Here is a 21,487-nt window from a genome sequence, read left to right as displayed (position 1 = left end):
ACGGCGCGCCGCGCTGGGCCGCGTCATCGCCTGAGCTGAAGATATTTGTCGTCGGCGACCGCAGCGGCGCCGACGACGGGCATACCGGCTGTCTACTGTGGACCCGTCGACATGCCCTGCAACTGCCGAAGCGGATTGAGCGGGCCAAGCGGGATCAGCTCGAAGCTCATGAGATGAGCCTGCCCCAGGGGCAGCTTTTCGAGCATGTCATGAGCGGCCGCGATATCCGTGACGTTCAGGATGAACGCGACGCCGACACGATTTTGCAGCGAGTACCACTGGTCGATTTTGCCATCGAGATAGAGCTTCACCGTCTCGCGCACTTCCATCGGCAGGATGGCGCGCGCAGCGGCGACATCGGCGCCGGGGTTTACCGTGCCGATCGCGAGAATTCGGGTGGTCGGTGTCGGTGGCGTGGGTGATTGCGCTCGTCCGGGGACGGCGGAGGTCAGGCACAGGGCGAATGCCAGGAGACCGGCAGCGAGTGTAAGCTTCATTTGAAATCCTCCATGTTCCGAGGTTTACGCTCTTCATTTAGTCATGCTTCGCCGGCAGCGATTGCCGCACGTTGCATCGCCGCCGTGGAACGGCGGCGATGCGGGCCGGTTCGGAAGGTTGGTGGAAGCGTCGCGTCGGTCTGACGCGCGGTCACCTGCCCTGGATGAGCATGCCCAGCGGCGCGAGCGGACCGACTTGCATCAGCTCGTAAGTGGCGAAGCCGTGGGTGACGAGCGGCAGTGCTTCCACGGTCGCCTTGGCCTGTTCGAGGGATTCGACGTTCATCAGGAAGATCACGCCGGGCTTGTCCTGGCGAAACCAGAACTGCTCGATCTTCCCGTCGAGATAGAGCTTGAGCGTGGCCGGCACTTCCCTCGGCATGATCTGCTGCCGCTGCTCGGGTGTCGGTGCCTTGCCGATGTTACCGATGGCGATGACTTTCATGTGGGCTCCTTTGGATTGCTGCTTGTCAGTGGACGGCATCGGATCAAGGGCCTCCTGCAATGTTGGCAAAAACGCCATTTTTAGAGGCGTTTACGCCATCGATTCCTCGAGCGAACATCTGGAATAGCTTTGTTTGTTCAGATGATTGCTCTTATCTATCGATCGCGATGAAGGCCTTCGTTCCGGTTGCCGTTGCATCGCAAGCTAGGCTTGCTTCCGTTCGAACGGTAGTGTCGTAAACGACAACTTTGAGAGCGTTTCCGCCATGCGCATTCAATTGCTCGCCCTGGAGGGATTTTGGGACACCGGGCTGACCGTGACGCTCGATGCATTCACCATCGCCAACAATTTCGCAGCCGCTCAAACGGGCGGAGCGCCCCACTTCGATGTCTCAATTGTCGGCGTGCGGAAGAAGGTCCGATCCGGGCAGGGCTTTGCGATCCCCGTCAAATCGGTAACATCCGATCTGAAGCCGGACTGGGTCATCGTGCCGGCGTTGAATACGAGCCGGCCGGAACAGCTGATTCCGGCGCTCGACCGGCGCGATGTCAGAGAGGCAGTGAAACAGCTCCAGTCCTGGTACGCCGAGGGCGCGCGCATCGCCGCGTCCTGCATCGGTACCTTCGTGCTGGCGGAGGCGGGGCTGCTCGATGGACGGGACGCGACCACCACGTGGTGGCTGTCACCCTTGTTTCGCCAACGCTACCCCAATGTTCGTCTCGATGAGGCACGCATGCTGGTGACATCGGACCGCGTCGTCACGGCGGGCGCTGCGATGGGGCATCTCGATCTTGCGCTGTGGTTCATACGCCAGGCGAGCCCCGAGCTCGCGGCCGTCGTGTCGCGCTATCTGCTCGCCGACCTGCGCTCCCTGCAGGCGCCCTTCATCATTCCCAATCACCTCGCGCAGGCCGATCCGCTCATCCAGCGTTTCGAGCGCTGGGCGCGCGAACATCTCAAGCAAGGGTTTTCGCTGCAGGAGGCCGCCAGTGCGCTCGCGACGAGCGCACGCACCTTGCAGCGCCGGTGCGAGTCGGTGCTCGGTAAGTCTCCGCTCTCCTACTTTCAGGATCTGCGAGTCGAGCGCGCGCAGTCACTGCTGCATGGCAGCGGTCTCGACGTCGATGCGATCGCCGCCGAGGTCGGCTATGAGGACGGCGCGACGCTCCGGACGCTCTTGCGGGAACGGCTCGGACGCGGCGTGCGCGAGCTTCGCGCAAACCTGCGCTGAGGGTCCGCACCTACGGCCGAGCCTCGATCACGATCGCCTGAATCTTGCCTTCGACCGCTCCGGACCCATGGCGCGATCGGAGTGCCTCGGCGACGAGGTCGGTCGCAGCCTGAAGCTTGCTGGCATCCCTGGCCTCGATCTCGCTCCGCAGCGGCGTACCCTGGCAGAGCGCGATCGCGACATACTCGGCCGACGGCGCGCGGCTCACCGCAGCAAGCGTTTGGATCGAGATGTGGCGGAAGCCCGCTTGTTCCAGATCGGCTCTGATAATGGCCTTGTCGTGATAGCCATGCGGCGTCCGCACCATGAAACGGGGCGGATCATCGGGAAACATTTTTCCGAGCGCGGCGGTGGCGTCGTCAGCGAACACGTTCTCCTCGATGCGGTCCCAGACGTTGAATACGAACGTGCCTTCCGGTCGCAACACCCGCTTTGCCTCGGCATAGCCTTTGACGCGGTCGGGAAAGAACATGACACCGAACTGGCAGCAGACCGCGTCGAACGCGGCTTCGTCAAAGGGCAGGGCGGTGGCATCCGCCTGACGCCATGTCATGCGCGGGTCCTCACCCTGGCGCTGCGCCGCGATCGCGAGCATCGGCTCGTTGAGATCGGTTGCGACGTAACGGATGCCGGGAGGCAGCGCCGCGGTCACGGCCCGCGTAACGGCGCCGGTACCTGCCGCGGTTTCCAGTATCGTCGACGGGGAAAGAGCCGCGATACGCTTCGCGATGTCGGCGGCGTAGTGGGCAAAGATCAGCGGGACGAGATACTCGTCGTAGATTTTCGGAATCGAGCCGGCGAAAACCTTGTCAGTGTTGGACATGCTTGCCTCGCTGAAGGTTCGGACACGAGGTTCATGCTACCATGGATCGCGGTCGTACCGCATCTGCGGCCTCTTCCGGTCGCAATCCTGCGGTCGGATTTTAAGGTTTCGCTCCGCCGACTTCGCGGATCGGCCGCGTCCCGTCCCAGGTCATCGCCGCCTGCCGGACCTTCTCGAAGAACGGCCCCTTGGTGCCGCTGATGTCGGAGATTTCGATGATGGTTCCTGGATGGGCCTGCGTGTCGAAATAGGCAAAGCGTCCCTTGTCTCCGCCGATCTGGCCTTCATGGCCTATCCTGTAGCCGAGCCCGAGTGCCTTGTCGTAGAGCGCCTGATAGTCGTGGCTCCAGTAGGACATGTGCTGGAGGCCCTCGTGGCCGGCGTCGAGGAATTCCTTGTACAGCGAGGGCGCATCGTTGCGCTGCTGGATCAGCTCGATCTGGAGATCGCCGGAATTGGCCAGCGCAATGCTCATCTCGACCGCGGAGTCCTGGCCGCGATGGCGGAACCAGTCGGTCTTGACGCGGTCCATGTAGTACCAGGGGCCGACGCCCATCACCTCGATCCAATGCTTCATCGCGGCCCGGATGTCCCGCACGACGTATCCGTTCTGGCGCACCGCGCCGAAAATGCGGCTCATGCCCGCGCTCCCTTCTGATCGCTCGCGATCGTCACTTGACTTCGATGCCTGCGTCCCTGGCAACCTGCTTCCAGGCCGCGATGTCGCGGGCGTTGATGTCGCGCTGCTCGTCGCCAGGCACGTATTGCGGCGTGATGCCGAGCCCCAAAAGCTTCTCCTTCACCTCGGCATCGCCCAGCGCGTCCTTCAACGCCGCCGACAATTTCTGTGCGATCGGCGGCGCGAGGCCGGCGGGACCATACATCGCCCAGGACAGGCTGCGGTCGAACGGCACGCCCTGTTCCTTGTAGGTTGCGACGTCAGGCAGGCTCGGCGAGCGCTCGCCGCAGGCGGCCAGCGCCTTGATAGAGCCGTCCTTCACCAGCGGCGTCGCGGTCGCCATGTCGAGCGTCGCGAGCGAGATGTGGCCGCCAAGCAGGTCGCCCGCGAGTTTGGCGATGCCGTTGAACGGCACGTGATCCATCTTGATGCCGGTCTGCTGCATCAGGATTTCCGCACAGAATTGTCCGGTCGAGCCGACGCCCCAGCTGCCGTACTGGATCGGCTCGCCCTTCTTGGAAAGCGCGATCAGGCCCTTGATGTCATTGGCAGCAAAGTCTTTGGTCGCCACCAGCATGATCGAGGACGTCCCGATGCGTCCGATCGTCGTAAAATCCTTGATCGAATCGTAGGGCAGTTTTGGATAGATCGCCGGCGCCAGCACATGCGTGGTCATGCCGCCGACGGTGATGGTGTAGCCGTCGTTCGGCGACGCCGCGACCATCTGCGTGCCGAGTGTGCCGGCAGCACCCGTGTGGTTCTCGATATAGACGCCCTGTCCTAGCGTCTTGCCCATCTTGTCGGCGAGCAAGCGGCCGATCACGTCGCCGCCGCCGCCGGCCGCATAGGGCAGAAGCATTTTGATCTTGTGGGTGGGGTAGGCGGCAGGATCCTCGGCGCGTGCCGGCAGCGCCGCCGACAGCAATGCGAGCAACGACAGCGTGACGGTGCGCAGCATCATGATGGCTTCCCCTAATCCTCGAAATGAAATCTGTAGGCCTCGCCGTGCCGGATCACGCGCCCGGCGGTCGGCGCCGGAAAATGGCCGGTGAGCAGATAGCTCGGCGTGTCCGCGAGCTCCTCCAGCAGCGCCATCCGCGTCGCGACCGCCGCGGCCGGATCGATGTCGGCGGCATTCGACAGCCACGGCGCGGCGCACTGGATGGGATGGTGGATGACGTCGCCCGACATCACCGCATGATCGTGGCCGCCATTGAGGTGGATCTGCATGTTGCCGGCGGTGTGGCCCGGCGCTGGCGCAAAGCGTAAGCCTGCGTCGCGATCGCTGAACACGCGATGATCGGTCTCGACCAGCTCGGCGAGGCCGGCGGCGACGACCGGCAGCACGGAGTCCTCGAAAGAGCCGTGGTTGACCGGGCGTTTCGGCGCGGCATTGTGCGCGGCCTCGAAGTGGCGGTACTCCTCGCGTCCCATCAGATAACGTGCGTTGGGGAAGGTCGGCACCCAGCGGCCGTCGAGGAGCCGCGTGTTCCAGCCGACGTGATCGACATGCAGGTGCGTGCACATCACGAAGTCGACCTCTTCAGGGGCAACGCCCAGCGCCTGCATGTTGTCGAGGTAAGGCCGGTTGAGGTTGTCCCACGCCGGCACGCGCGGCCGCGGCTTGTGATTGCCGCAGCAGGTGTCGACGATGGCGGTCCAGCGCGGCGTGCGCACGAGATAGGAGTGGTGGCTGAGGATGAAGCGTCCGGTCTCCGGTTCGATATAGCGGTGATCGAGCCAGCTCCGGTTCTCCGCGATCACCTCGTCGGTGACGTTGGCGAACAGCCAGGTCTTCTCGAAGGCAAGCGAAGGGATCTCGCTGACGAGATCGATCCGCATGCTGCCGATCCTGACCTGCCGCATGGGCTCAGTTCTTCAGGAGATCGCCGAACGGCACCCAGCGCGTGCCGTCGAAGCGGATGAGCTGGAGGCTCGTCATCGGCGTGTAGTGCTCGGGCGAATTGTTCACCGCGGTGCCGTTGATCAGCATCGGCAGCTTTACGTCCTTGAGCGTCGTGGCCTGCTTCAGCACATTGGCGCGGGTGAGGTCGTTTCCGGACGCCTTCAGCACCGTCACCAGCGTCTGCGCGATAGTGTAGCCGTAGACGTTGAGCCAGTCGTTCTTGTTGGCATCCGGCAAATACTTGTCCATGAACGCCAGCCATTCCTTGTAGCCGGCATCGTCCTTCGATGCGGGATCGGTGGCGTCCTTCAGGTACTGGCTGGAGATCACGCCGGTGGAATTGTCCTTGCCGGCCGGCTCCAGCACGCCGCTGATCGAGGCCGAGACATTGGAGATGATGGTGACAGGCTTCCACCCGATCTCGCCGATCTTGCGGATCGCCTGCGCCGCGAATTTTGGCGTTGCCGCCACCAGCACGATTTCTGCGCCTGCGGTCTTGAGCTGCAGGATTTGCGTATCGACCGTCGGCGCCGAGGTCTCGTAAGCCGCGCGCGCGACAATGGCCTCGCCGCTGCCGAGCCCTTCCTCCAACGCCTTCAGATAATCCTTGCCGAGATCGTCGTTCTGGTAGAGCACGCCGATCTTCGCGTTGGCATGGCTCGCCTTGATGTACTTCGCGTAGGCGATCGCCTCGTCGCGATAGGTCGGCTGCCAGCCAACGGTCCACGGAAAGTTCTTGGGATCGTCCCATTTCGCGGCGCCAGAGCCCAGGAAGAGCTGCGGCACCTTGCGGTCGTTGAGATATTTGTGCACGGCGCTGTTGGTCGGCGTGCCGACGCCGCCGAAGATCAGCAGCACCTCCTCGCTCTCGACCAGCCGCCGGGTCTGCTCCACCGTCTTCGGCGGGCTGTGGGCATCATCGGCGATGATCATCTGGATGCGCCGGCCGTTGACGCCGCCGTCGTCGTTCACCTTGCGGAAATAGGCCTCCGCCGATTTCGCGATCTGCGCGAAGGCGGACACTGGCCCGCTCAGCGGCGCGGTGGTGCCGATCTTGATGGTCTTGTCGTCGGCGCCGGGATCGTATTTCGCGCTTTGGGCCTGAACGGCACTGGCTGCGAGCAGCGGCAACAGGATGCAGGCCGCACGAAGGCGAAGGCGGGCAAAGCGCGCCATGAGGTCGTCTCCCCAAAATTGCTCTCCGCCTCTCATTGGAGCGGAGTTGAAACGCGAGAACAGCGCCCGAAGCGGACTTGCGGGGCCGCGACCGCTGCCGCCAGACTGGCGAAACGAACGATCGTTCGTACGGTTGACTAGCGAACGATCGTTCGTTAGTCAAGCCAAATGGCTGTCCACACCTCCAGCGCGGCGGAAGCGGCTGCGCCCACGACCCGCGAGCGCATCCTCTCCGAAGCGCTCAATCTGTTCGCGCAGAGCGGCTATGGCGGCGCCTCGATGCGCGAGCTTGCGCGCCGCGTCGGCATTCGCGAAAGCAGCCTCTACAATCATTTCTCCGGCAAGGCCGCGATCCTCGAAGCGATCGTGGCCGAGCACGGCCCCGCCAGTTCGGCGAGCCGGTTGGAAGAGCCGCGCTACAAGCAGCTGGCGCGCCAGCCGGCCGCGTTCTGCCGTCAGTTCGCGCTTGATCTCGTCGAGCAATGGTCCGACCCGCGCGAGCACCAATTCCAGAAAGTAATCACCGCCGAGCGTAACCGCGTGCCCGGCATCCGCGCCAAATTCGCCGACCATTTTTACGCGCGCGAGCAGAGCATGATGACGGATTACTTTCGCGGTTTTGCGCTCGCCGGCTTGGTCTCGACACCCGATCCGCGCGAGACCGCGCGGCTGTTCGCGGCCGGCCTGATCTACATCCGCCTCGAGCATTACGTGATGGGCGCAGCACCTTCGCCGCGGCCGAAGGTGATCGAGGCGATCGACCGCTATCTCGCCTTTTTCCTGTCGCTGATCGCGGCGGGCAATGGCGAAGACAACAAGAAACGAAAACCCAAGGGAGAAACGCGTGGCAAGGCTGCCCCTGATTGATCCGGAGACGACGAGCGGCGATATCCGCGCCTCGTTCGACCGCATGCCGGTCAAGCTCAACATCTTCCGCATGATGGCCCATGCCGAGGCCAACATGATCCCGGCGATGCGGCTCGGCAATTCGATCCTGCACAAGCAGAAGCTCTCAGCCGTCAACCGCGAGCTTTTGATCTTGCAGGCCGCCCAGCTCGAGGGCGGCGCCTATGAATGGCGCCAGCACGTGCCGATCGCGATCGGGGTCGGCTGCACGCAAGGACAGATCGATGCGGTGGAGCGGGCTGACTACGATGCCGCCGGCTTAAGCGATGCTGAGCGCGCGTTGCTGAAGTTCGGCCGCGAGGTGGTCGAGAATGTTCGGGTGCCCGAGGCGACCTTCGCTGCCGCGCGAAGACACTTCAGCGATCAGGAGATCGTCGAAGCCATCGTCGCGCTCGGCTTCTATATGATGATGGCGCGCCTGACCGAGGCAACCGAAACCGATCTCGATCCCGCGGCCGGCATGAAGGTCTATGACGGCGGCAAGAAGTAGGGCGGCTGAGATGGCGGAAATCGATAGCAAGCCGGAACGTTACGTCCGTCCACCAAGCGCGGAGTCATTGGGCGAAGCGCCGGGCAGGGGACGCCTGAAGGGACGCCGTATCCTGATCGTCGGCGGCGGCCAGCGCGTGTTCGACGCCGCCACCGATCCAATCGGCAATGGCCGCGCCATGAGCATTTTGTGCGCACGTGAGGGCGCGAAGGTGGCGGTGGCAGATCTCAACCGGACGTCCGCACAGCAGACCGTCAAGCACATCACCGACGAAGGCGGCGAGGGTTTTGCCATCACTGCCGACGTCACGTCGGAGCCTGACGTCCAGCGCATGATCGAGGAGGCGCATCGCGCCATGGGCGGCCTCGACGGCATGGTGCTGAACATCGGCACCTTCGGCAAGACCGGCCTCGATGCCGTCAGCCCCGAGGAGTGGAACAGGATCTACGACGTCAACGTTCGCGGTCCCATGCTCTGTTGCCGCGCAGCGATGCCGAAATTCGACAATGGCGGTGCCATCGTCTTCATCTCCTCGATCGCCGCGCTGAAAGCGGGATCGCAGATGGCGGCGTATGATTCTTCAAAAGCCGCGCTCGGCGGCCTGATGCGCAACATCGCCCATCTCGGCTCGCGCCGCGGCATCCGCGCCAATCTCGTCTATCCCGGCCTCGTCGACACCCCCAACGGCCGCGAAGCCGGCGCCGGCCGCCCCAGCCGCGGCAAGGGCCACGTCCCCTTCGGCCGGCAGGCCACCGCCTGGGAGATCGCCTATGCCGTGCTGTTCTTTCTGTCGGATGAAAGCGTCTACGTCACCGCACAGTCGCTCGCGGTGGATAGCGGCCTGAGCGGAATGTAAGACGCCAGTACAATCCGGCGGCGCGGAATTCGATGCCCCGGCGAGCAGAGTCTCTCTTCATTGCGGCGAGGACGCAATCTTCGGCGTTTGCGATTCGCTCATCTGCTCAAGTGCCTCCAGGACGGCCTCGCAGGCCTTCTCGGCTTCGGCGAAGGTACTGAAGGGGGAGCCGCCAAGCTTGATCGCGGACTTGTTTTCTTCGACCGGTCGCCATGAGGCAACCAGGCCCGGCTTTCCGTGAAGGCCAGGACCGGTGCGGTTTTCGTTACTGATCACGAACGAAAATCCGCCGCTGCACGCCATCCAGATTTCAAGTTCATGCACCGGAGTCTCGACGCGCGTAAAGTGCAGGGTCATGTCTCTCTCCAGAGTTTGCTCCGCAGAATGGGCCACGGGCGCAAGCCGTCAGTTGTGCGAATCCCGGATAGCCGCAAGGTCCGAGGTCTCTGATCCCTCGTCTCTCCATGCCGTCAAATCGCCCGGGAGCAGAATGGGATCGCTCTCAACCCGCCTGTTGCGGCTGACCCCTAAGCCAATGAGCCCGCCCAATACCAACGCGGAGCCTGCAATGATCAACCAGTACGGCAAGTCCAACACGGGCATTGCAATTCTCCCACTGAGAGGAGCGCGTTACGCAATTGCCTGGCCGAGGCGCGAGCGGGTTACCTTTGGATAAGTGTCTGTATTATGCGGCGCTTCAAGCTTCGTGCAAGGTACCCAAAAGGGGTAGATTTCTGACCTAAGTTGCCGCCGGCGGGGGCAAGGGGAAGCGATCCGTCCCCCCAAATCTCGTCAAATCCGTCACCGAGAAGATAGGCAAGTTCGACAGCAAGGCTTTTGGTGCGGCCATGAAGGCTGACGGCCAACAATGCCCCTGACAAAGAGTGAGGTGCGCGGCCGGATGGAGCGAAGCGTCATCCGGGAGCACAGCCTCATCGCGCGAGCTGCCCCCGGCACTGCGTTGCGCTTCATCCGGGCTACGAACTGAGGCGCAAGCTCCGCACAATCGCGCGACGGGATGAAACTGCCGGGCAATTTTTGCAGCGTTGTGCGAAGTCCGCGCGCTACGACAAGGAAAGCCGACAGGAATCAACTGCGCTTTCGCTGGCACAAAAATTGCTGAATGTTTCCGCGCAATGATCACAGGAATTCGCGCCGTGACCAACGTCAGCTACACCGTTCCGCCGAACTGGACCGCAGGCTCCGACAAGACAGGCGCGAGCAAGAACAAGAATCCGAACGATCCGAACATGCTGACGACGGGCGCCTATGGCAGCGCGTTCGAACTGTTGCTCGACAATCGAACCAACAGCGACGGCACCACCACGGAGACGCTGACCTACAAGAGCTACAGCGGCAAGACCAACGGCACGTTCTCGGCGACGGCCGAGACGGGGACGGGAGCCGATCTCGGCAGTGCCTCCCAGGCCTTGCTCGCCACGCTTCAAGCCAATGGCGAGATGGACGACAAGACCGCCGCGCAGCTCGACGACGCCATGGGCAAGCTCGATACCCAATCCGAGAGCGGTGCCAAGGATGCCGAAGTGTCCGGCGGCGGCCTGCTGGTGCAGTCCGGCGGCCCGGTCTATTTCAACGGCATCTCGGCCTATCAGAACCAGATCGTGGATTCGCTCGTCAACGAGCTGAGCACCAGGCTGAACCTCGACGCCAAGGCGTGACGGCAGTTCATCGCTGGTGAAACCGGTTGGCAAAGCCGGCCCAACCCGCGCATGATGCGCGGGCGATCTCGGCCACATGCTTTCCCGGATAAATTCAAGACATGAAAACCACGCTGCTGAAGTCCGAAGACTACACCCGCTCGCCCTGGAAGAACGGCGGCGGCATCTTCACCGATATCGCGGATGCCCATCGCGCCGACGCGCCGGCGAAGGATTGGGACAGCCTGCTCTGGCGTTTTGCCTCGACGCCGATCGTGGCGCCCGGGCCCTTCTCCTACATGCCCGGCATCGACCGCCTGCAAATGGTCGTCGGCGGGCGTGGGCTGGTGCTGAAGTCGCCCACGCAGGATTTTGACGAGCGTGAACCTTTTACAACGGTGCGCTTCACCGGAGAGATGGAGATCGTGACCGCGCTCGAGGCGGGTCCCGTCGAGGTCGTCAACCTGATGGCCCGGCGCGGCGCGGCCGAGATCGAGTTGCTGGCACTCAGGGAACCCGGCGATCGGCCTTTGTCCGCCGGCACGCACCTGGTTTACGCGGTTTCCGGCGAATGCAGCATTCGTCTCAATAGCGAGGATATTGTCATTCCCGACGGCAGCACGCTGAAGGTCGAGCTGACCGAGGCGTCCAGATTGGGACTCGTCTCAGGGCTGGCGGTACTGGGCTCGATTCAGCTCGTCGGCTAGATGGCAACCGCCCGGCGGATGCGCATAATCCATGCACCTGGCTAGGTTGACGCAGCGGCGCCGGAACACGATATCTGCCCCGACAATGCCGACCGCCGCGCAAGGCACGATATGAACAGGCAGGGTATGACCGCGCCAGACCAAAATCGCCCCACCACGCTATCCGACGGCGTCGTCGACTGGCTGACCAACGGCACGAGCGACGAGCGCTTCATCGACAACATCTTTGCCGAGATGTGCATCCGCCTCCAGCAGGCGGGCATTCCGCTCAAGCGGTCGACGATGCACGTCCGGATCCAGCATCCGCAATGGCTCGGCGCCGCCTTCATGTGGTTGGATGGCATGCGCGAGGCGAAGATCTCGCGGGTCGACTTCGATGTGCTCGAGCGATCCGAGTTCATCGGCAGCCCTGTCAGCGAAATGCTGGACGGTGCGAGCGAACTCCGCGAGAACCTCGAAGGCGATCCGTCGCTCGGCCGCAGGCACGCGGTCTATGACGAGATGCGCGCGAAAGGTCTGACCGACTACGTCGCCTGGCCGCTCCACCACACACTCGGTAAGCGCCATCTCGTCACCTTCGCGACCGATCGCCCCGGCGGCTTCGACGACGCGCATCTGGTTGCGCTCAAGAACGTGCTGCCGGTGCTGGCGCTGGTCAGCGAGATCCGCGTCAAGAACCGCCTGGCGCGAACGCTGCTCGAGACCTATGTCGGCTCCCATGCCGGCGAGCTCATCCTGGCCGGGGCCACGCGGCGCGGCACCGGCACGACGGTGCGTGCCGCGATCATGATCTGCGACCTCCGTGACTTCACGAAGATCTCGGACAACTGGCCGCGCGACGACGTCATCGATCTCCTCAACGACTACTTCGACGCGATGTCGGAGCCGATCGCGCGGCACGGCGGCGAAATCCTGAAATTCATCGGCGACGGCCTGCTCGCCATTTTCCCGCTCAGCGGGCCCGGCGCCTGCGCAAACCTGCTGCGCGCCGTGACTGAAGCCCGGCAGGCTATGGCCGCGCTGAACGAACGGAACAACGGGACCGGCCGCGCGCCGCTGAACTACGGCATCGGCGTCCACGTCGGCGACGTCATGTACGGCAATATCGGATCGTCCAGCCGGCTCGACTTCACTGTCATCGGTCCCGCCGTCAACATGGCCTCCCGTCTCGAAGCCCTGACCAAGCAGCTCGGACGACCGGTGCTGCTCTCGCGCGCCTTCGCCGAGCTGGTCGAGCGGGAGTTCGAGCTCGAGCATGTCGGCAAATACGAGGTGCGCGGCTTCAGCGATCCGATCGAGCTGTTTGCGTTTCACGGCTGAGGCGGCATGCTCGCCGCAGCCGTCCGGTTGAAATCTCGCTGACGCAAGATTGCCGATGACCCGCGCGCCACCGATTGCGCGGCGTGGCGGAGAAATCCTGATCCTCATCGGCCACGGCCAGCTTGCCATCGTCCCGCACACCCCGGCATCTCCGAACGACGGTCGCCATCGCCGCCCGTCATGGCCTCGATGTGCCGTGATTGACGGTGCATGCGTGCGTCGCCGTGACGTCGATCCAGTTCCGGAATCGGGCGATCGCGCAAACGCGCAATCGTCGGGGTGCGTCCCCTGCGCGCGATGGAAGTCGTGCTTATGGGCAATATCGGACGCGTTGTTGAAAGATATGTTCGCGCAGGACGCCTAGGTTGGGTTCACTGGCGGCGTTGCGAACGGTGCCGCAAGATTTGGTCGAGGACAGTCGATGCGGCTGCCTCGATGCAACAGAAAAGGTGATCGACACATCGGACGCGACCACAAGAGGAGACGACAATGCCAAACTGTTCCCAAGTTTCTGGAAGTCGAACCGCTCGCTGTGCCGCGTGCGACGGTAAGTTTGGCCTAGTCCGCTACTACTCTTGGCGAAAGCCCCTTTGCTCGAAAAAGTGCGTCGAACGTTTGGCGACGCGCCGGCAGGGTGAGCGCGACTGGTTCGGTCGATTTCCGTCGGTTGTCGACATGTTTTCAGAAAACCGCGCGAGGCGCCTATGACCATGCAGATGTCACGACGAGGAAAGGAATATCTCGAGACGGCGCAGAGCCTGCTGCGCGCGGCCCGGACCATGACGGACATCGTGGTCGCGACCCGTCTCGAGATGCTGGCCAATGACTATCAGCGGCGCGCCGAAAAGGCATCAAGCGTCGATGCGGCGAGGTCATCGGCGCGTTCGGCCGGCACGCGATACGAATCGTACCCGTGATTGCGGGTTGCGCGGTGAGCCGGTCGCCCAATCAGGGCCGTCTGGTCAGTTTCCTCTCTTGCCACCCCGTGGAGCCGATATGGGCGAAGTTGTTCGACTGGTCACAAGAGCCGAGCGCGAGCGTGCGCGGCTGATCCGCGAAGCGCGCGCTAACTATGACGCCGTGTTTCCGCGGGCCGATCCCGACGGCGAGCGGCCCGTCGAGCCGCGGTCGACCACTCGGGCGGCGACGCAGAGCCCGAGTACGTCGAAGGAGCTCTCGTGACATGATCAAGATCATTGCCGTGCTCTGCAGCCTCTCGTCGCCGACAGATTGCCACGAGCAGATCGTCACGACCTCGGATTTCGCTGACGTGACGATGCAGTCCTGTCTGATGGGAGCGCCGCAGCTCGCCGAATGGATGGCGCAGCATCCGGCCGAACGTCTCGCGGCGTGGCGCTGCTCGATCGGCAAGCAGGAGGCTCGCCGGGGAGCGTAGGTGCGAGGAGCCCTGTTGCCAATGCAGGCATGTGCGAATACGTTGGCCCGAGGTCCGCCCACGTTCCTTCGACTGGCCGCGCGTTCATGCCAAAATTCCTTCGCATCGGAGTCCATCAGTCGAACGTATCGGGATACACGTCGAAGGCGTGGTGTGTCAGGCGCGTCGGCTCGGCGGTTTTCCTGAAGTGGGGCGGCGTGGAGGTCCAAGGCACCGGTGCCGGGCGCAAGGTCTACTGGACGCGCTCGCCGCAGGAGAAGACAGTTCGGTGCGGCACGGCGCAGCGTGCCCAGGATTACGCAAAGGCCGCGATCGCGCGGCGCCGCAGCCATCGCTATGAGCCGCTGGCCGGAGCTATCGCGCTCCGGCGCCCCCCCGCCGAGCGCGGCACCGATCTCAAGCGGGCGCTCGCCACCATCCTGATCGTCGATATCGTCGGCTCCACCGCCAAGGCCGCGAAGCTCGGCGATGCGCGCTGGACCAAGGTGATGGGCCATTATTACGCAGCCGTCCGCAAGGAGCTGAAGAGCTCGCGCGGAAAGGAAGTCGTGACGACGGGCGACGGCGTGCTAGCGACGTTCAAGGCGCCGGCTGCCGGGATCAGTTGCGCGACCGCGATCCAGAAGGCGGTGCGCACGCTGGGGCTAGAGATCAGGGTCGGCCTGCATGCGGGCGAGTATACGATCAGCGGCGGCGAAATGGTCGGTCTCGCCTTCCACATCGGCACCCGCGTCGCCGCGAAAGCGCGGGCCGGCGAAGTCTTGGTCTCGAGCGCGGTCAAGGATTTGCTGAAGGCACCATCGACGATCAGCTTCAGGGATCACGGCATGCACCAGCTCAAGGGCGTGCCGGAGCGGTGGAGGCTGTATCGGGTGGAGGCGTGAGGCGTCCGGCAAGGGTGGACACCGGACCGCCTTCGCGCCGCGCCGGCACGGCTTCAATGATGCGGCAGAATCTCGCCGAGGAATTTTTTGGTGCGCTCGTGCTGCGGGGCCCTGAAGAAGACTTCCGGCTCCGCCTCCTCGACGATCCGTCCCTCCGCCATGAAGATCACGCGGTCGGCGACCTGCCGGGCGAAGCCCATTTCATGGGTGACGCAGATCATGGTCATGCCGTCGGTCGCAAGCCCGATCATGGTGTCGAGCACCTCCTTGACCATTTCCGGGTCGAGCGCCGAGGTCGGCTCGTCGAACAGCATCACCTTGGGCTCCATGCACAGCGCCCGCGCGATCGCCGCGCGCTGCTGCTGACCGCCGGACAATTGCGCCGGGTATTTGTCCGCCTGGTTGAGGATTTTGACACGGTCGAGCAGCCGCCGCGCGGTCTCCTCGGCCGCCGGGCGCGGAATGCCGCGAGAGCGGATCGGCGCCAGCGTGCAGTTCTCCAGCACCGTCATGTGCGGGAACAGGTTGAATTGCTGGAACACCATGCCGACCTCGCGGCGCACCGCATCGACGGCCTTGCCTTGGCTGCCGAGATGGACGCCGTCGACGACGATCTCGCCCTTCTGGTAGCTCTCGAGCGCATTGATGCAGCGGATCAGGGTGGATTTGCCCGATCCGGACGGCCCGCACAGAACGATCTTTTCGCTCGCACGGACCGCCAGGTTGATGTCGGTGAGCACCTGGTAGGTGCCGTACCATTTGTTGACACCGCGCATCGCGATCATCGTGTCCGCCGTGGCTGCGACCGGCATGGCTGCGACCGACATGGCTGTGACCGACATGGCACTCTCCCTCAGCTGACGGTGAAGGGGATGCCGGGAATGCTGTCGGGGAAAGCCGGCAGCGGGTTGTTGATCCACTTCGGATAGATCCTGGCCCATTCGCCGCTGGCGATGATCTTGTCGATGAAGCCGTTGACGAAGGCGTTGATCTCCTTCTCGCCGAGCCGCGTGCAGGCGCCGTTATAGAGTTTGGTGAATTCGAGCTTGTTCTCGTAAGTGCCGGGTTTGGATTCGTTGAGGCGCGGAACGTAGAAGATGTTGCCGCCCACCGCCTGCACCTGCCCGGACAGCAGCGCCTGCATGGTCGGCGCATCGCCGTCGAAGCGGCGGATGGTGGTGCCGGGAGGCGCCGCCTTGGTCACGTCGGTGTCCTGCACACTGCCGCGCGCGACACCGATGACATATTTGCCCATGTCGGCCGGCGATTTGATCTCGATCTCCTTCGGCGCGATGAAGGTGATGATGTTGGCACCATAGGGCCTTGAGAACTGCACCGCCTTGGCGCGCTCCGGCAGCATCGCCATGGTCGCAAACAGGATGTCGACGCGTCCCGACGTCAGCGCCGGGATGCGATTGGCGACGGCCAGCGGTGTAAATTCCGCGGCGACGCCGAGCTCTTTTGCGAACAGCTCGGAGAGGTCGGCATCGAGGCCCTCCTGCTTGCCCGAGGAATTGACGAACCCCCAGGGCGGATTGTCGCCCTGGATCCCGATCAGCACCTTGCCGCGCGCCTTGATCTCCGCGGGCGTCACCGCGTAAGCGGCGCGCGACAGCACGAACGGCGAGGCGATCGCGGCGGCGCCGAGCGCCAGCATGTGGCGGCGATTGAACTGGATTGTCTTTTTGGTCATCATTCCCTCCTCTGTGTTGAATTCATCATCGTGCCGCGGTGACGAGCCGCCGCTCCAGCCAGGCGCCATAGAGCGAAAGCGGCCAGCACAGCGCGAAATAGAGCGCGCAGACCAGGCCGAGCACGAGCAGCGGCTTGAAGTTCTGGTTGGAGACGATGGTCCCGGCGCGCATCAGCTCGGTGAAGCCGATGATGGCGGCAAGCGAGGTGCCCTTGATCAACTGCACCAGGAACCCGATCGTCGCGGGCAGCGAAATGCGGATCGCCTGCGGCAGCACGACGTCCTTCATCCGGTCGAGATAGCCGAGGCTGAGCGCCTTGGCGGCCTCGACCTGGCCGCGCGGCACGGCCTCGATCGAGCCGCGCCAGATTTCGCCGAGGAAGGCGCCGGCATGCAGGGTGAAGCCGATCGAGACGGAAACCCAGGGATCGAGCTTCAGCCCGGCGAGCGCGAGGCCGTAATAGACAACGAACAGCTGCATCAGCAGCGGCGTGCCCTGGAACAGCGCGATGTAGGCGGCCGCGCCACGTTCGAGCCAGCGCCGGCCCGAGGTGCGCGCCAGTGCGACGCCGAGGCCGGCGACCGAGCCGAGCGCGAAGCCGATCGCGGACAGCGCCAGCGTCCATTTCAGGCCGCCGAGCAGGAACAGGAACTGGTTCTTGTCCATGCGCCGTCCTCACTTCACGGGATAGAGCAGGAAGCGCGCGTTGATCCGCGCGAACATCTGCATCAGCATCCACGACATCGCGAGATAGAGCAGCGTGACGACGCCATAGACCTCGAAGCTGCGGAACGTATTGGTCTCGATCGCCTGTCCGACCGAGGTCAGCTCATAGGCCGAGATCGCCGATGCGATGCTCGTCGTCAGCGTAAGCATGATGAACTGGCTGGTCAGCGACGGGAAAATCGCGCGCAGCGCCGGCTTCAGCACGATCAGGCGGAAGATCAGGGTCCGGCTCAGGCCGAGCGCCAGTCCCGCCTCGACCTGCCCCTTGTTGATCGACTGCACGCCGCCGCGGATAATCTCGATCGCATAGGCGCCGCCGTTGACGCCGAGCGCGATGATCGCGGTCAGCGTGGGATCGAGGCGGATGCCGACCATCGGCAGCGCGAAGAAGACGAAGTAGATCTGGCCGAGGAATGGCGTGTTGCGGATCGCCTTGACGAACGCGATGACTAGCCAGCGCAGCGACGCAAGCCGGGAATCGCGCAGCAGCACGCCGCCGATCCCGATGATCAGCGCCAGCACCATGCCCGACAGCGCCAGGCCGAGCGTGCCGGCACAGCCCCAGAGCAGCTCCGGCAGGCCCTCGATCACGGGTCCGAAATCGAACTTGTAGTTCACCTCGCTCCTCCCTCCGGGCCGCCCTCTTGGCGTGGCCGGGCCGCCCTCTTGGCGTGGCTTGGCCCGTTCGCGTCTGTCCGACGGCGGTGAAAGCCGTGCTCTAGGTCGTTGCCTGCTCGCCTTGTCCTAGCCCCGCGTAGCGCTCGCGCAGGTCGATGCGCCGTCGCGCCGTCGCGGCCTCTGCGATCGCGAGCGTCACCAGCAGGCTTCGCGCGCCGTCCTCGACCGGTTGCAGCGACGGCGTCACGCCCCGGACCACGTCGCGGAAATGATCGAGCTGGGCGACATAAGGATCGGTCGACGCCGCATGATTGGCCTGCGCCTGGATCGGCCTGTTCCAGTCCTGCGCGCCGCCTTCCTGCGTCCATTGATCGAGACTTGGGAATTCGATCGCGCCGCGGCGGCCCATCAGGCGGTAGCTGCTCTGTCCGCTGAACGGAAACTCCGGCGCCTCGCCGAGTCCCTGCTCCATCGTCCAGGGCGTCACCGCGCAGTCGCTGAGGAAGAACGTGCCGAGCGCGCCGTTCTCGAATTCGAGCAGCGCGGCGGCGGTATCCTCGACCGCGAAGCCGCGCTGCCGGTTCGCGGCGATGGCCTCCACGGCGACGATCTCGCCGACCGCGAAGCGCAGGAAGTCGATCTCGTGGATCAGATTGATCAGGATCGGCCCGCCACCGGCTTGCGAGCGCCAGGGCGCAGCCTTGAAATAGTCGGCCGGCTTGTGCGTGGCCCAGATCGCCGAGACGCCGACGACATCGCCGATACGGCCCTCGCCAAGCAGCGCCTTGAGCGCCTTCACCTGCCTATGATGGCGGCGGTGATGCCCGACCAGCGACCGAATGCCGGCCTTGCGGACTTCCGCGATCAGGCCGGCGGCGGTCTCCAGCGTATCGGTGACCGGCTTTTCGATCAGGATATGGATGCCGGCCCGCGCGCATGCGATGCCGTTCTCGGCGTGGAGCTGATTGGGCGACGCGATGATCACGGCCTCGGGCCGCGCCTCGTCGAGCAGCTTCCGGTAATCCGCGAAGACGCGTGCGCCGGGCTGCTCGGCCGCGACCTGCTCGGCGTTGACGTCGGCGATGCCGGCGAGCTCGTAGTCGCCATGCTCGGCCAGCTTGCGCAGATGTTTGCGCCCGATCAATCCTGCGCCGATCACGCCAATCCTGATTTTTGTCATCTCGTGCATTCCGTTGGGTTTAGGCCCAGCCGTGGCAGTCGCGGCGTCTGGCGCCGCGGGCCTGGCCTTCGAGCAAGTTCCTGGTCGCGTTGAACGCCGTGGCGATCCGCTCTCTCGCGTCGAGCGCCGGCAACGGCATCTCGACGCTGAGGGCGGCATCAGTGGGCAGCGCCTCCAGCAGTGCGCCGAGCGGCAGAGCGCCGTCGCCGGGCGGCAGCCGTCCCGCGCGCGCCTCGGCAATGATGGCCGCGTCCGTTGCCGGCGTTTCGGCGACGGCATCACAGAGTTGCGCGGCGCGGAGCCAATGGTCGGGAAGCGGGATCAGGTCGGCGGCGCGGCCGCCGGAGCGCGCCAGGTGCAACGCGTCGACCAGGATGGCGCCGTTGGTCTGGCCTGCGTCGCGGATGACCGCCGCGGCCTGCGCCAAATTGCCGATCGCGCGCCAGCGCATGAATTCGAGGTCGACGCGCAGTCCGAACGACGCGGCGAGTTGGCAGAGCTCGGCGAAACGCGCGGTGAGCCGGGACCGATCCGGATCGTCGCCCGAAGCGATGATCGCTGTGGCGCCGAGATCGGCGCCGGCTTCGATACAGCCTGCGAGCGAGGAGATGTCGATGGCGGGCTTGAGCTGGACCAGCTCGATGTCGCTGACCCGCACGCCCTCGCCGTCAAGCACGCGCTTCAGCGCTCGGTGGGCCTCGGTGCCGACCTGCGTCGGATAGGCCGGCCCGTCGCTGGTTGCCGGGATGAAGCGTAGCGCGACGGCTGCAAACCCGGCTCGCGCCGCCTCGGCAACCAGCGCCGTGGGCGCAAGCTCCAACGCGGTGAGATGGGCAAGGCCGAGCGCGGTCATGGCCTGCTCGCCCGCACAGGCAATCGCGGCAGTCGGGAGCTGGCGCGGCGGTCGCCGGTCAGGCGCATGTGTCTCCTCCCTCTTAATTAATCCATAGGTTAATTGATAATTACCCAATGGGATAATTGATGTCAAGGGCCCGCGATTGCGCTATGGAGGGAGGGCGATGCCGCGACCGGCCGCCGTGAAGGACCGAAGGGCCAGATGCCAGGTGTGAAGAAGCAGCCCGTCCGGGCGGCGAAGCCGGTGCCGATCAAGCGGCGCGACCGCGAGCGGACGCGGCAGGAGATCCTCGACATCGCCTTCGAGGAGTTCGCCGAGAACGGCTTGTCCGGCGGCAACACCGACGCCATCGCCGCCCGCGCCAACATCACCAAGCGGCTGATCTTCTACTATTTCAACTCGAAGGAAGAGCTGTTCACCGCGGTGCTGGAGATGGCCTATGCGGAGATGCGCGCCGCCGAGGAGGATCTGCATCTCGAGGCGCTGGAGCCGGAGGCCGCGATCCGCCGGCTTGCCGAATTCACCTTCGATTTCCACCAGGCCCATCCGCAATTCGTCCGCCTCGTCAGCATCGAGAACATCCATCGCGGACGGCACATGGCCATCAGCCGCAGGCTCAAGGAGATGACGCAGCCGAGCATCAGCCAGATTGCCAAGGTGCTGGAGCGCGGCGCGGCCTGCGGCGCGATCCGGCCCGGCATCGATCCGGTCGAACTGCATATGACGCTGAATGCGCTGAGCTTCTTCGCGGTCGCCAACCGTCACACGTTCGAGGCGCAATTCGCCTTCGACATGTCCTCGCCAAAGGCGAGGGCGCAGCGCCGCGCCGAGATCGCCGATCTGCTGTGGCGTTGTGTGCGGGGGGATCGAACGGCGGCGGTGTGAAGACCTCGCGCGGCCGGAGCGGGCAGGGCCCTCCGGCGCGCCTTCAAAGCTCCCGTCCGATCAAGCGGTCCGCCGAGAATCGCCCGCCGCCTCGAAACGACATGTGCAGGGCAACGAGGCCCATCAGGAACGGGTACTCCATGCCGCGATCGATCCAGGCCCATTTGGGGTAATGGATAAGGCAGATCATCGCCATCTGCACGGCGACCATCGGCGCGACGAGGCGGGTGAACAGCCCCGCGGCGAGCATGATGGCCCCGATGGTTTCCAGCAGCATCACGAAATAGCCGAACGCCACCGGGGCCGGAAAATGCAATGAATTGGTGATGAAATTGATGGAGCTCGCGAACGGATTGGCCATGGCGCCGTGGGACTCGCCGAGCAATTTCGGCAAGCCGTGCGTGAACAGGATCAATCCGAAGGCAACGCGCAGAAACGCATAGGAAACGGGATTGGCGATCTCGTAGAAATTTCGCAAGCCAGGCAACAGCAGGGACGCGGGGCTGTGCCGTGGGGCCCCGCCCGTGATCGCATCGCTCATGGTCATGATCTCC

The 21,487-nt window shown here is 64.4% G+C and carries 27 protein-coding genes; 12 read left to right on the top strand and 15 right to left on the bottom strand.

Annotation, left to right across the window (positions count from 1 at the left end; translation table 11 throughout):
• Nucleotides 1-92 precede the first annotated feature (92 nt).
• Both AB7G19_RS35000 and AB7G19_RS34995 read right to left on the bottom strand, forming a co-directional pair.
• Nucleotides 93-497: a hypothetical protein gene (locus AB7G19_RS35000; RefSeq protein WP_063985350.1), complete on the bottom strand. Its 405-nt coding sequence runs from the start codon at nt 495-497 to the stop codon at nt 93-95.
• 151 nt (nt 498-648) lie between these two features.
• On the bottom strand, nt 649-942 hold the full coding sequence (locus AB7G19_RS34995) for a hypothetical protein (RefSeq protein ID WP_085403325.1): 294 nt from the start codon (nt 940-942) through the stop codon (nt 649-651).
• 265 nt (nt 943-1,207) lie between these two features.
• Between AB7G19_RS34995 and AB7G19_RS34990 the strand changes: the two genes are divergently transcribed.
• The gene (locus AB7G19_RS34990) at nt 1,208-2,173 is read left to right on the top strand and encodes a GlxA family transcriptional regulator (protein WP_135215555.1); all 966 of its coding nucleotides are present in this window, start codon (nt 1,208-1,210) and stop codon (nt 2,171-2,173) included.
• 10 nt (nt 2,174-2,183) lie between these two features.
• Here AB7G19_RS34990 and AB7G19_RS34985 read toward each other — a convergent pair whose 3' ends face one another.
• The 5 genes from AB7G19_RS34985 to AB7G19_RS34965 all read right to left on the bottom strand — a co-directional run bounded on the left by AB7G19_RS34985 (nt 2,184) and on the right by AB7G19_RS34965 (nt 6,757).
• Nucleotides 2,184-2,996, bottom strand: a complete 813-nt coding sequence (locus AB7G19_RS34985; RefSeq protein WP_085403265.1) for a class I SAM-dependent methyltransferase — start codon at nt 2,994-2,996, stop codon at nt 2,184-2,186.
• Nucleotides 2,997-3,096: 100 nt separating this feature from the next.
• A complete protein-coding gene (locus AB7G19_RS34980) occupies nt 3,097-3,636 on the bottom strand; it encodes a VOC family protein (RefSeq protein ID WP_135215556.1) in 540 nt (179 codons plus the stop codon).
• 31 nt (nt 3,637-3,667) lie between these two features.
• On the bottom strand, nt 3,668-4,636 hold the full coding sequence (locus tag AB7G19_RS34975; RefSeq protein WP_085403267.1) for a Bug family tripartite tricarboxylate transporter substrate binding protein: 969 nt from the start codon (nt 4,634-4,636) through the stop codon (nt 3,668-3,670).
• 11 nt (nt 4,637-4,647) lie between these two features.
• Nucleotides 4,648-5,541, bottom strand: a complete 894-nt coding sequence (locus AB7G19_RS34970; RefSeq protein ID WP_085403268.1) for an MBL fold metallo-hydrolase — start codon at nt 5,539-5,541, stop codon at nt 4,648-4,650.
• Between the two features lie 4 nt (nt 5,542-5,545).
• Entirely contained in the window at nt 5,546-6,757 is a 1,212-nt protein-coding gene (locus AB7G19_RS34965; RefSeq protein WP_441268751.1) for an ABC transporter substrate-binding protein, read from the bottom strand.
• Between the two features lie 168 nt (nt 6,758-6,925).
• On the opposite strand from AB7G19_RS34965, the gene AB7G19_RS34960 reads away from it, so the two are divergent.
• Genes AB7G19_RS34960 through AB7G19_RS34950 form a run of 3 tightly spaced genes read left to right on the top strand, consistent with a single transcriptional unit; the run spans nt 6,926 to nt 9,009 of the window.
• Nucleotides 6,926-7,624 carry a TetR/AcrR family transcriptional regulator gene (locus AB7G19_RS34960; protein ID WP_085403270.1) on the top strand — a complete coding sequence of 233 codons (699 nt, stop codon included), beginning with the start codon at nt 6,926-6,928 and terminating at the stop codon, nt 7,622-7,624.
• Complete coding sequence (locus AB7G19_RS34955) at nt 7,602-8,153, top strand: carboxymuconolactone decarboxylase family protein (protein ID WP_085403271.1); 552 nt, start codon at nt 7,602-7,604, stop codon at nt 8,151-8,153. The genes AB7G19_RS34960 and AB7G19_RS34955 overlap by 23 nt, the downstream gene beginning before the upstream one ends.
• A gap of 10 nt (nt 8,154-8,163) precedes the next feature.
• On the top strand, nt 8,164-9,009 hold the full coding sequence (locus AB7G19_RS34950) for an SDR family NAD(P)-dependent oxidoreductase (RefSeq protein ID WP_085403272.1): 846 nt from the start codon (nt 8,164-8,166) through the stop codon (nt 9,007-9,009).
• Between the two features lie 57 nt (nt 9,010-9,066).
• Here the strand turns inward: AB7G19_RS34950 and AB7G19_RS34945 are convergent, their stop codons facing one another.
• Nucleotides 9,067-9,366, bottom strand: a complete 300-nt coding sequence (locus tag AB7G19_RS34945) for a hypothetical protein (RefSeq protein ID WP_085403273.1) — start codon at nt 9,364-9,366, stop codon at nt 9,067-9,069.
• An 800-nt stretch (nt 9,367-10,166) separates the two neighbouring features.
• Here AB7G19_RS34945 and AB7G19_RS34940 point away from each other — a divergent pair.
• The 7 genes from AB7G19_RS34940 to AB7G19_RS34910 all read left to right on the top strand — a co-directional run bounded on the left by AB7G19_RS34940 (nt 10,167) and on the right by AB7G19_RS34910 (nt 14,974).
• The gene (locus tag AB7G19_RS34940; RefSeq protein WP_135215557.1) at nt 10,167-10,688 is read left to right on the top strand and encodes a hypothetical protein; all 522 of its coding nucleotides are present in this window, start codon (nt 10,167-10,169) and stop codon (nt 10,686-10,688) included.
• 101 nt (nt 10,689-10,789) lie between these two features.
• Nucleotides 10,790-11,374, top strand: a complete 585-nt coding sequence (locus tag AB7G19_RS34935) for a HutD/Ves family protein (protein ID WP_085403276.1) — start codon at nt 10,790-10,792, stop codon at nt 11,372-11,374.
• A 126-nt stretch (nt 11,375-11,500) separates the two neighbouring features.
• Nucleotides 11,501-12,694: an adenylate/guanylate cyclase domain-containing protein gene (locus AB7G19_RS34930; RefSeq protein ID WP_085403326.1), complete on the top strand. Its 1,194-nt coding sequence runs from the start codon at nt 11,501-11,503 to the stop codon at nt 12,692-12,694.
• Between the two features lie 704 nt (nt 12,695-13,398).
• On the top strand, nt 13,399-13,611 hold the full coding sequence (locus AB7G19_RS34925; RefSeq protein WP_063985337.1) for a hypothetical protein: 213 nt from the start codon (nt 13,399-13,401) through the stop codon (nt 13,609-13,611).
• Between the two features lie 79 nt (nt 13,612-13,690).
• Nucleotides 13,691-13,876, top strand: a complete 186-nt coding sequence (locus AB7G19_RS34920) for a hypothetical protein (protein WP_085403277.1) — start codon at nt 13,691-13,693, stop codon at nt 13,874-13,876.
• Nucleotide 13,877: 1 nt separating this feature from the next.
• On the top strand, nt 13,878-14,090 hold the full coding sequence (locus tag AB7G19_RS34915; protein WP_014497603.1) for a hypothetical protein: 213 nt from the start codon (nt 13,878-13,880) through the stop codon (nt 14,088-14,090).
• A gap of 86 nt (nt 14,091-14,176) precedes the next feature.
• Nucleotides 14,177-14,974, top strand: a complete 798-nt coding sequence (locus AB7G19_RS34910) for an adenylate/guanylate cyclase domain-containing protein (protein WP_085403327.1) — start codon at nt 14,177-14,179, stop codon at nt 14,972-14,974.
• Nucleotides 14,975-15,027: 53 nt separating this feature from the next.
• On the opposite strand, the gene AB7G19_RS34905 is transcribed toward AB7G19_RS34910, so the two are convergent.
• From AB7G19_RS34905 to AB7G19_RS34880, 6 genes are all read right to left on the bottom strand, one after another.
• On the bottom strand, nt 15,028-15,786 hold the full coding sequence (locus tag AB7G19_RS34905) for an amino acid ABC transporter ATP-binding protein (RefSeq protein WP_085403328.1): 759 nt from the start codon (nt 15,784-15,786) through the stop codon (nt 15,028-15,030).
• Between the two features lie 41 nt (nt 15,787-15,827).
• Nucleotides 15,828-16,670, bottom strand: a complete 843-nt coding sequence (locus tag AB7G19_RS34900) for a transporter substrate-binding domain-containing protein (RefSeq protein WP_167768141.1) — start codon at nt 16,668-16,670, stop codon at nt 15,828-15,830.
• 22 nt (nt 16,671-16,692) lie between these two features.
• A complete protein-coding gene (locus AB7G19_RS34895; protein ID WP_063985335.1) occupies nt 16,693-17,334 on the bottom strand; it encodes an amino acid ABC transporter permease in 642 nt (213 codons plus the stop codon).
• A 9-nt stretch (nt 17,335-17,343) separates the two neighbouring features.
• On the bottom strand, nt 17,344-18,012 hold the full coding sequence (locus AB7G19_RS34890; RefSeq protein WP_441268750.1) for an amino acid ABC transporter permease: 669 nt from the start codon (nt 18,010-18,012) through the stop codon (nt 17,344-17,346).
• A gap of 100 nt (nt 18,013-18,112) precedes the next feature.
• Nucleotides 18,113-19,192, bottom strand: a complete 1,080-nt coding sequence (locus AB7G19_RS34885) for a Gfo/Idh/MocA family protein (protein ID WP_094184291.1) — start codon at nt 19,190-19,192, stop codon at nt 18,113-18,115.
• 19 nt (nt 19,193-19,211) lie between these two features.
• Nucleotides 19,212-20,045, bottom strand: a complete 834-nt coding sequence (locus AB7G19_RS34880; protein WP_085403280.1) for a sugar phosphate isomerase/epimerase family protein — start codon at nt 20,043-20,045, stop codon at nt 19,212-19,214.
• Nucleotides 20,046-20,249: 204 nt separating this feature from the next.
• Between AB7G19_RS34880 and AB7G19_RS34875 the strand changes: the two genes are divergently transcribed.
• Nucleotides 20,250-20,933: a TetR/AcrR family transcriptional regulator gene (locus AB7G19_RS34875; protein WP_085403281.1), complete on the top strand. Its 684-nt coding sequence runs from the start codon at nt 20,250-20,252 to the stop codon at nt 20,931-20,933.
• Nucleotides 20,934-20,976: 43 nt separating this feature from the next.
• Here the strand turns inward: AB7G19_RS34875 and AB7G19_RS34870 are convergent, their stop codons facing one another.
• Nucleotides 20,977-21,474, bottom strand: a complete 498-nt coding sequence (locus tag AB7G19_RS34870) for a DoxX family protein (protein WP_167768142.1) — start codon at nt 21,472-21,474, stop codon at nt 20,977-20,979.
• Nucleotides 21,475-21,487 lie beyond the last annotated feature (13 nt).

It is taken from the genome of Bradyrhizobium sp. 215_C5_N1_1 (assembly GCF_052075935.1).
In the GTDB taxonomy this organism is placed as follows: Bacteria; Pseudomonadota; Alphaproteobacteria; order Rhizobiales; family Xanthobacteraceae; genus Bradyrhizobium; species Bradyrhizobium barranii.
Note: the sequence above shows the minus strand (reverse complement) of the source record. Positions and strands in the feature narration are given on the sequence as shown.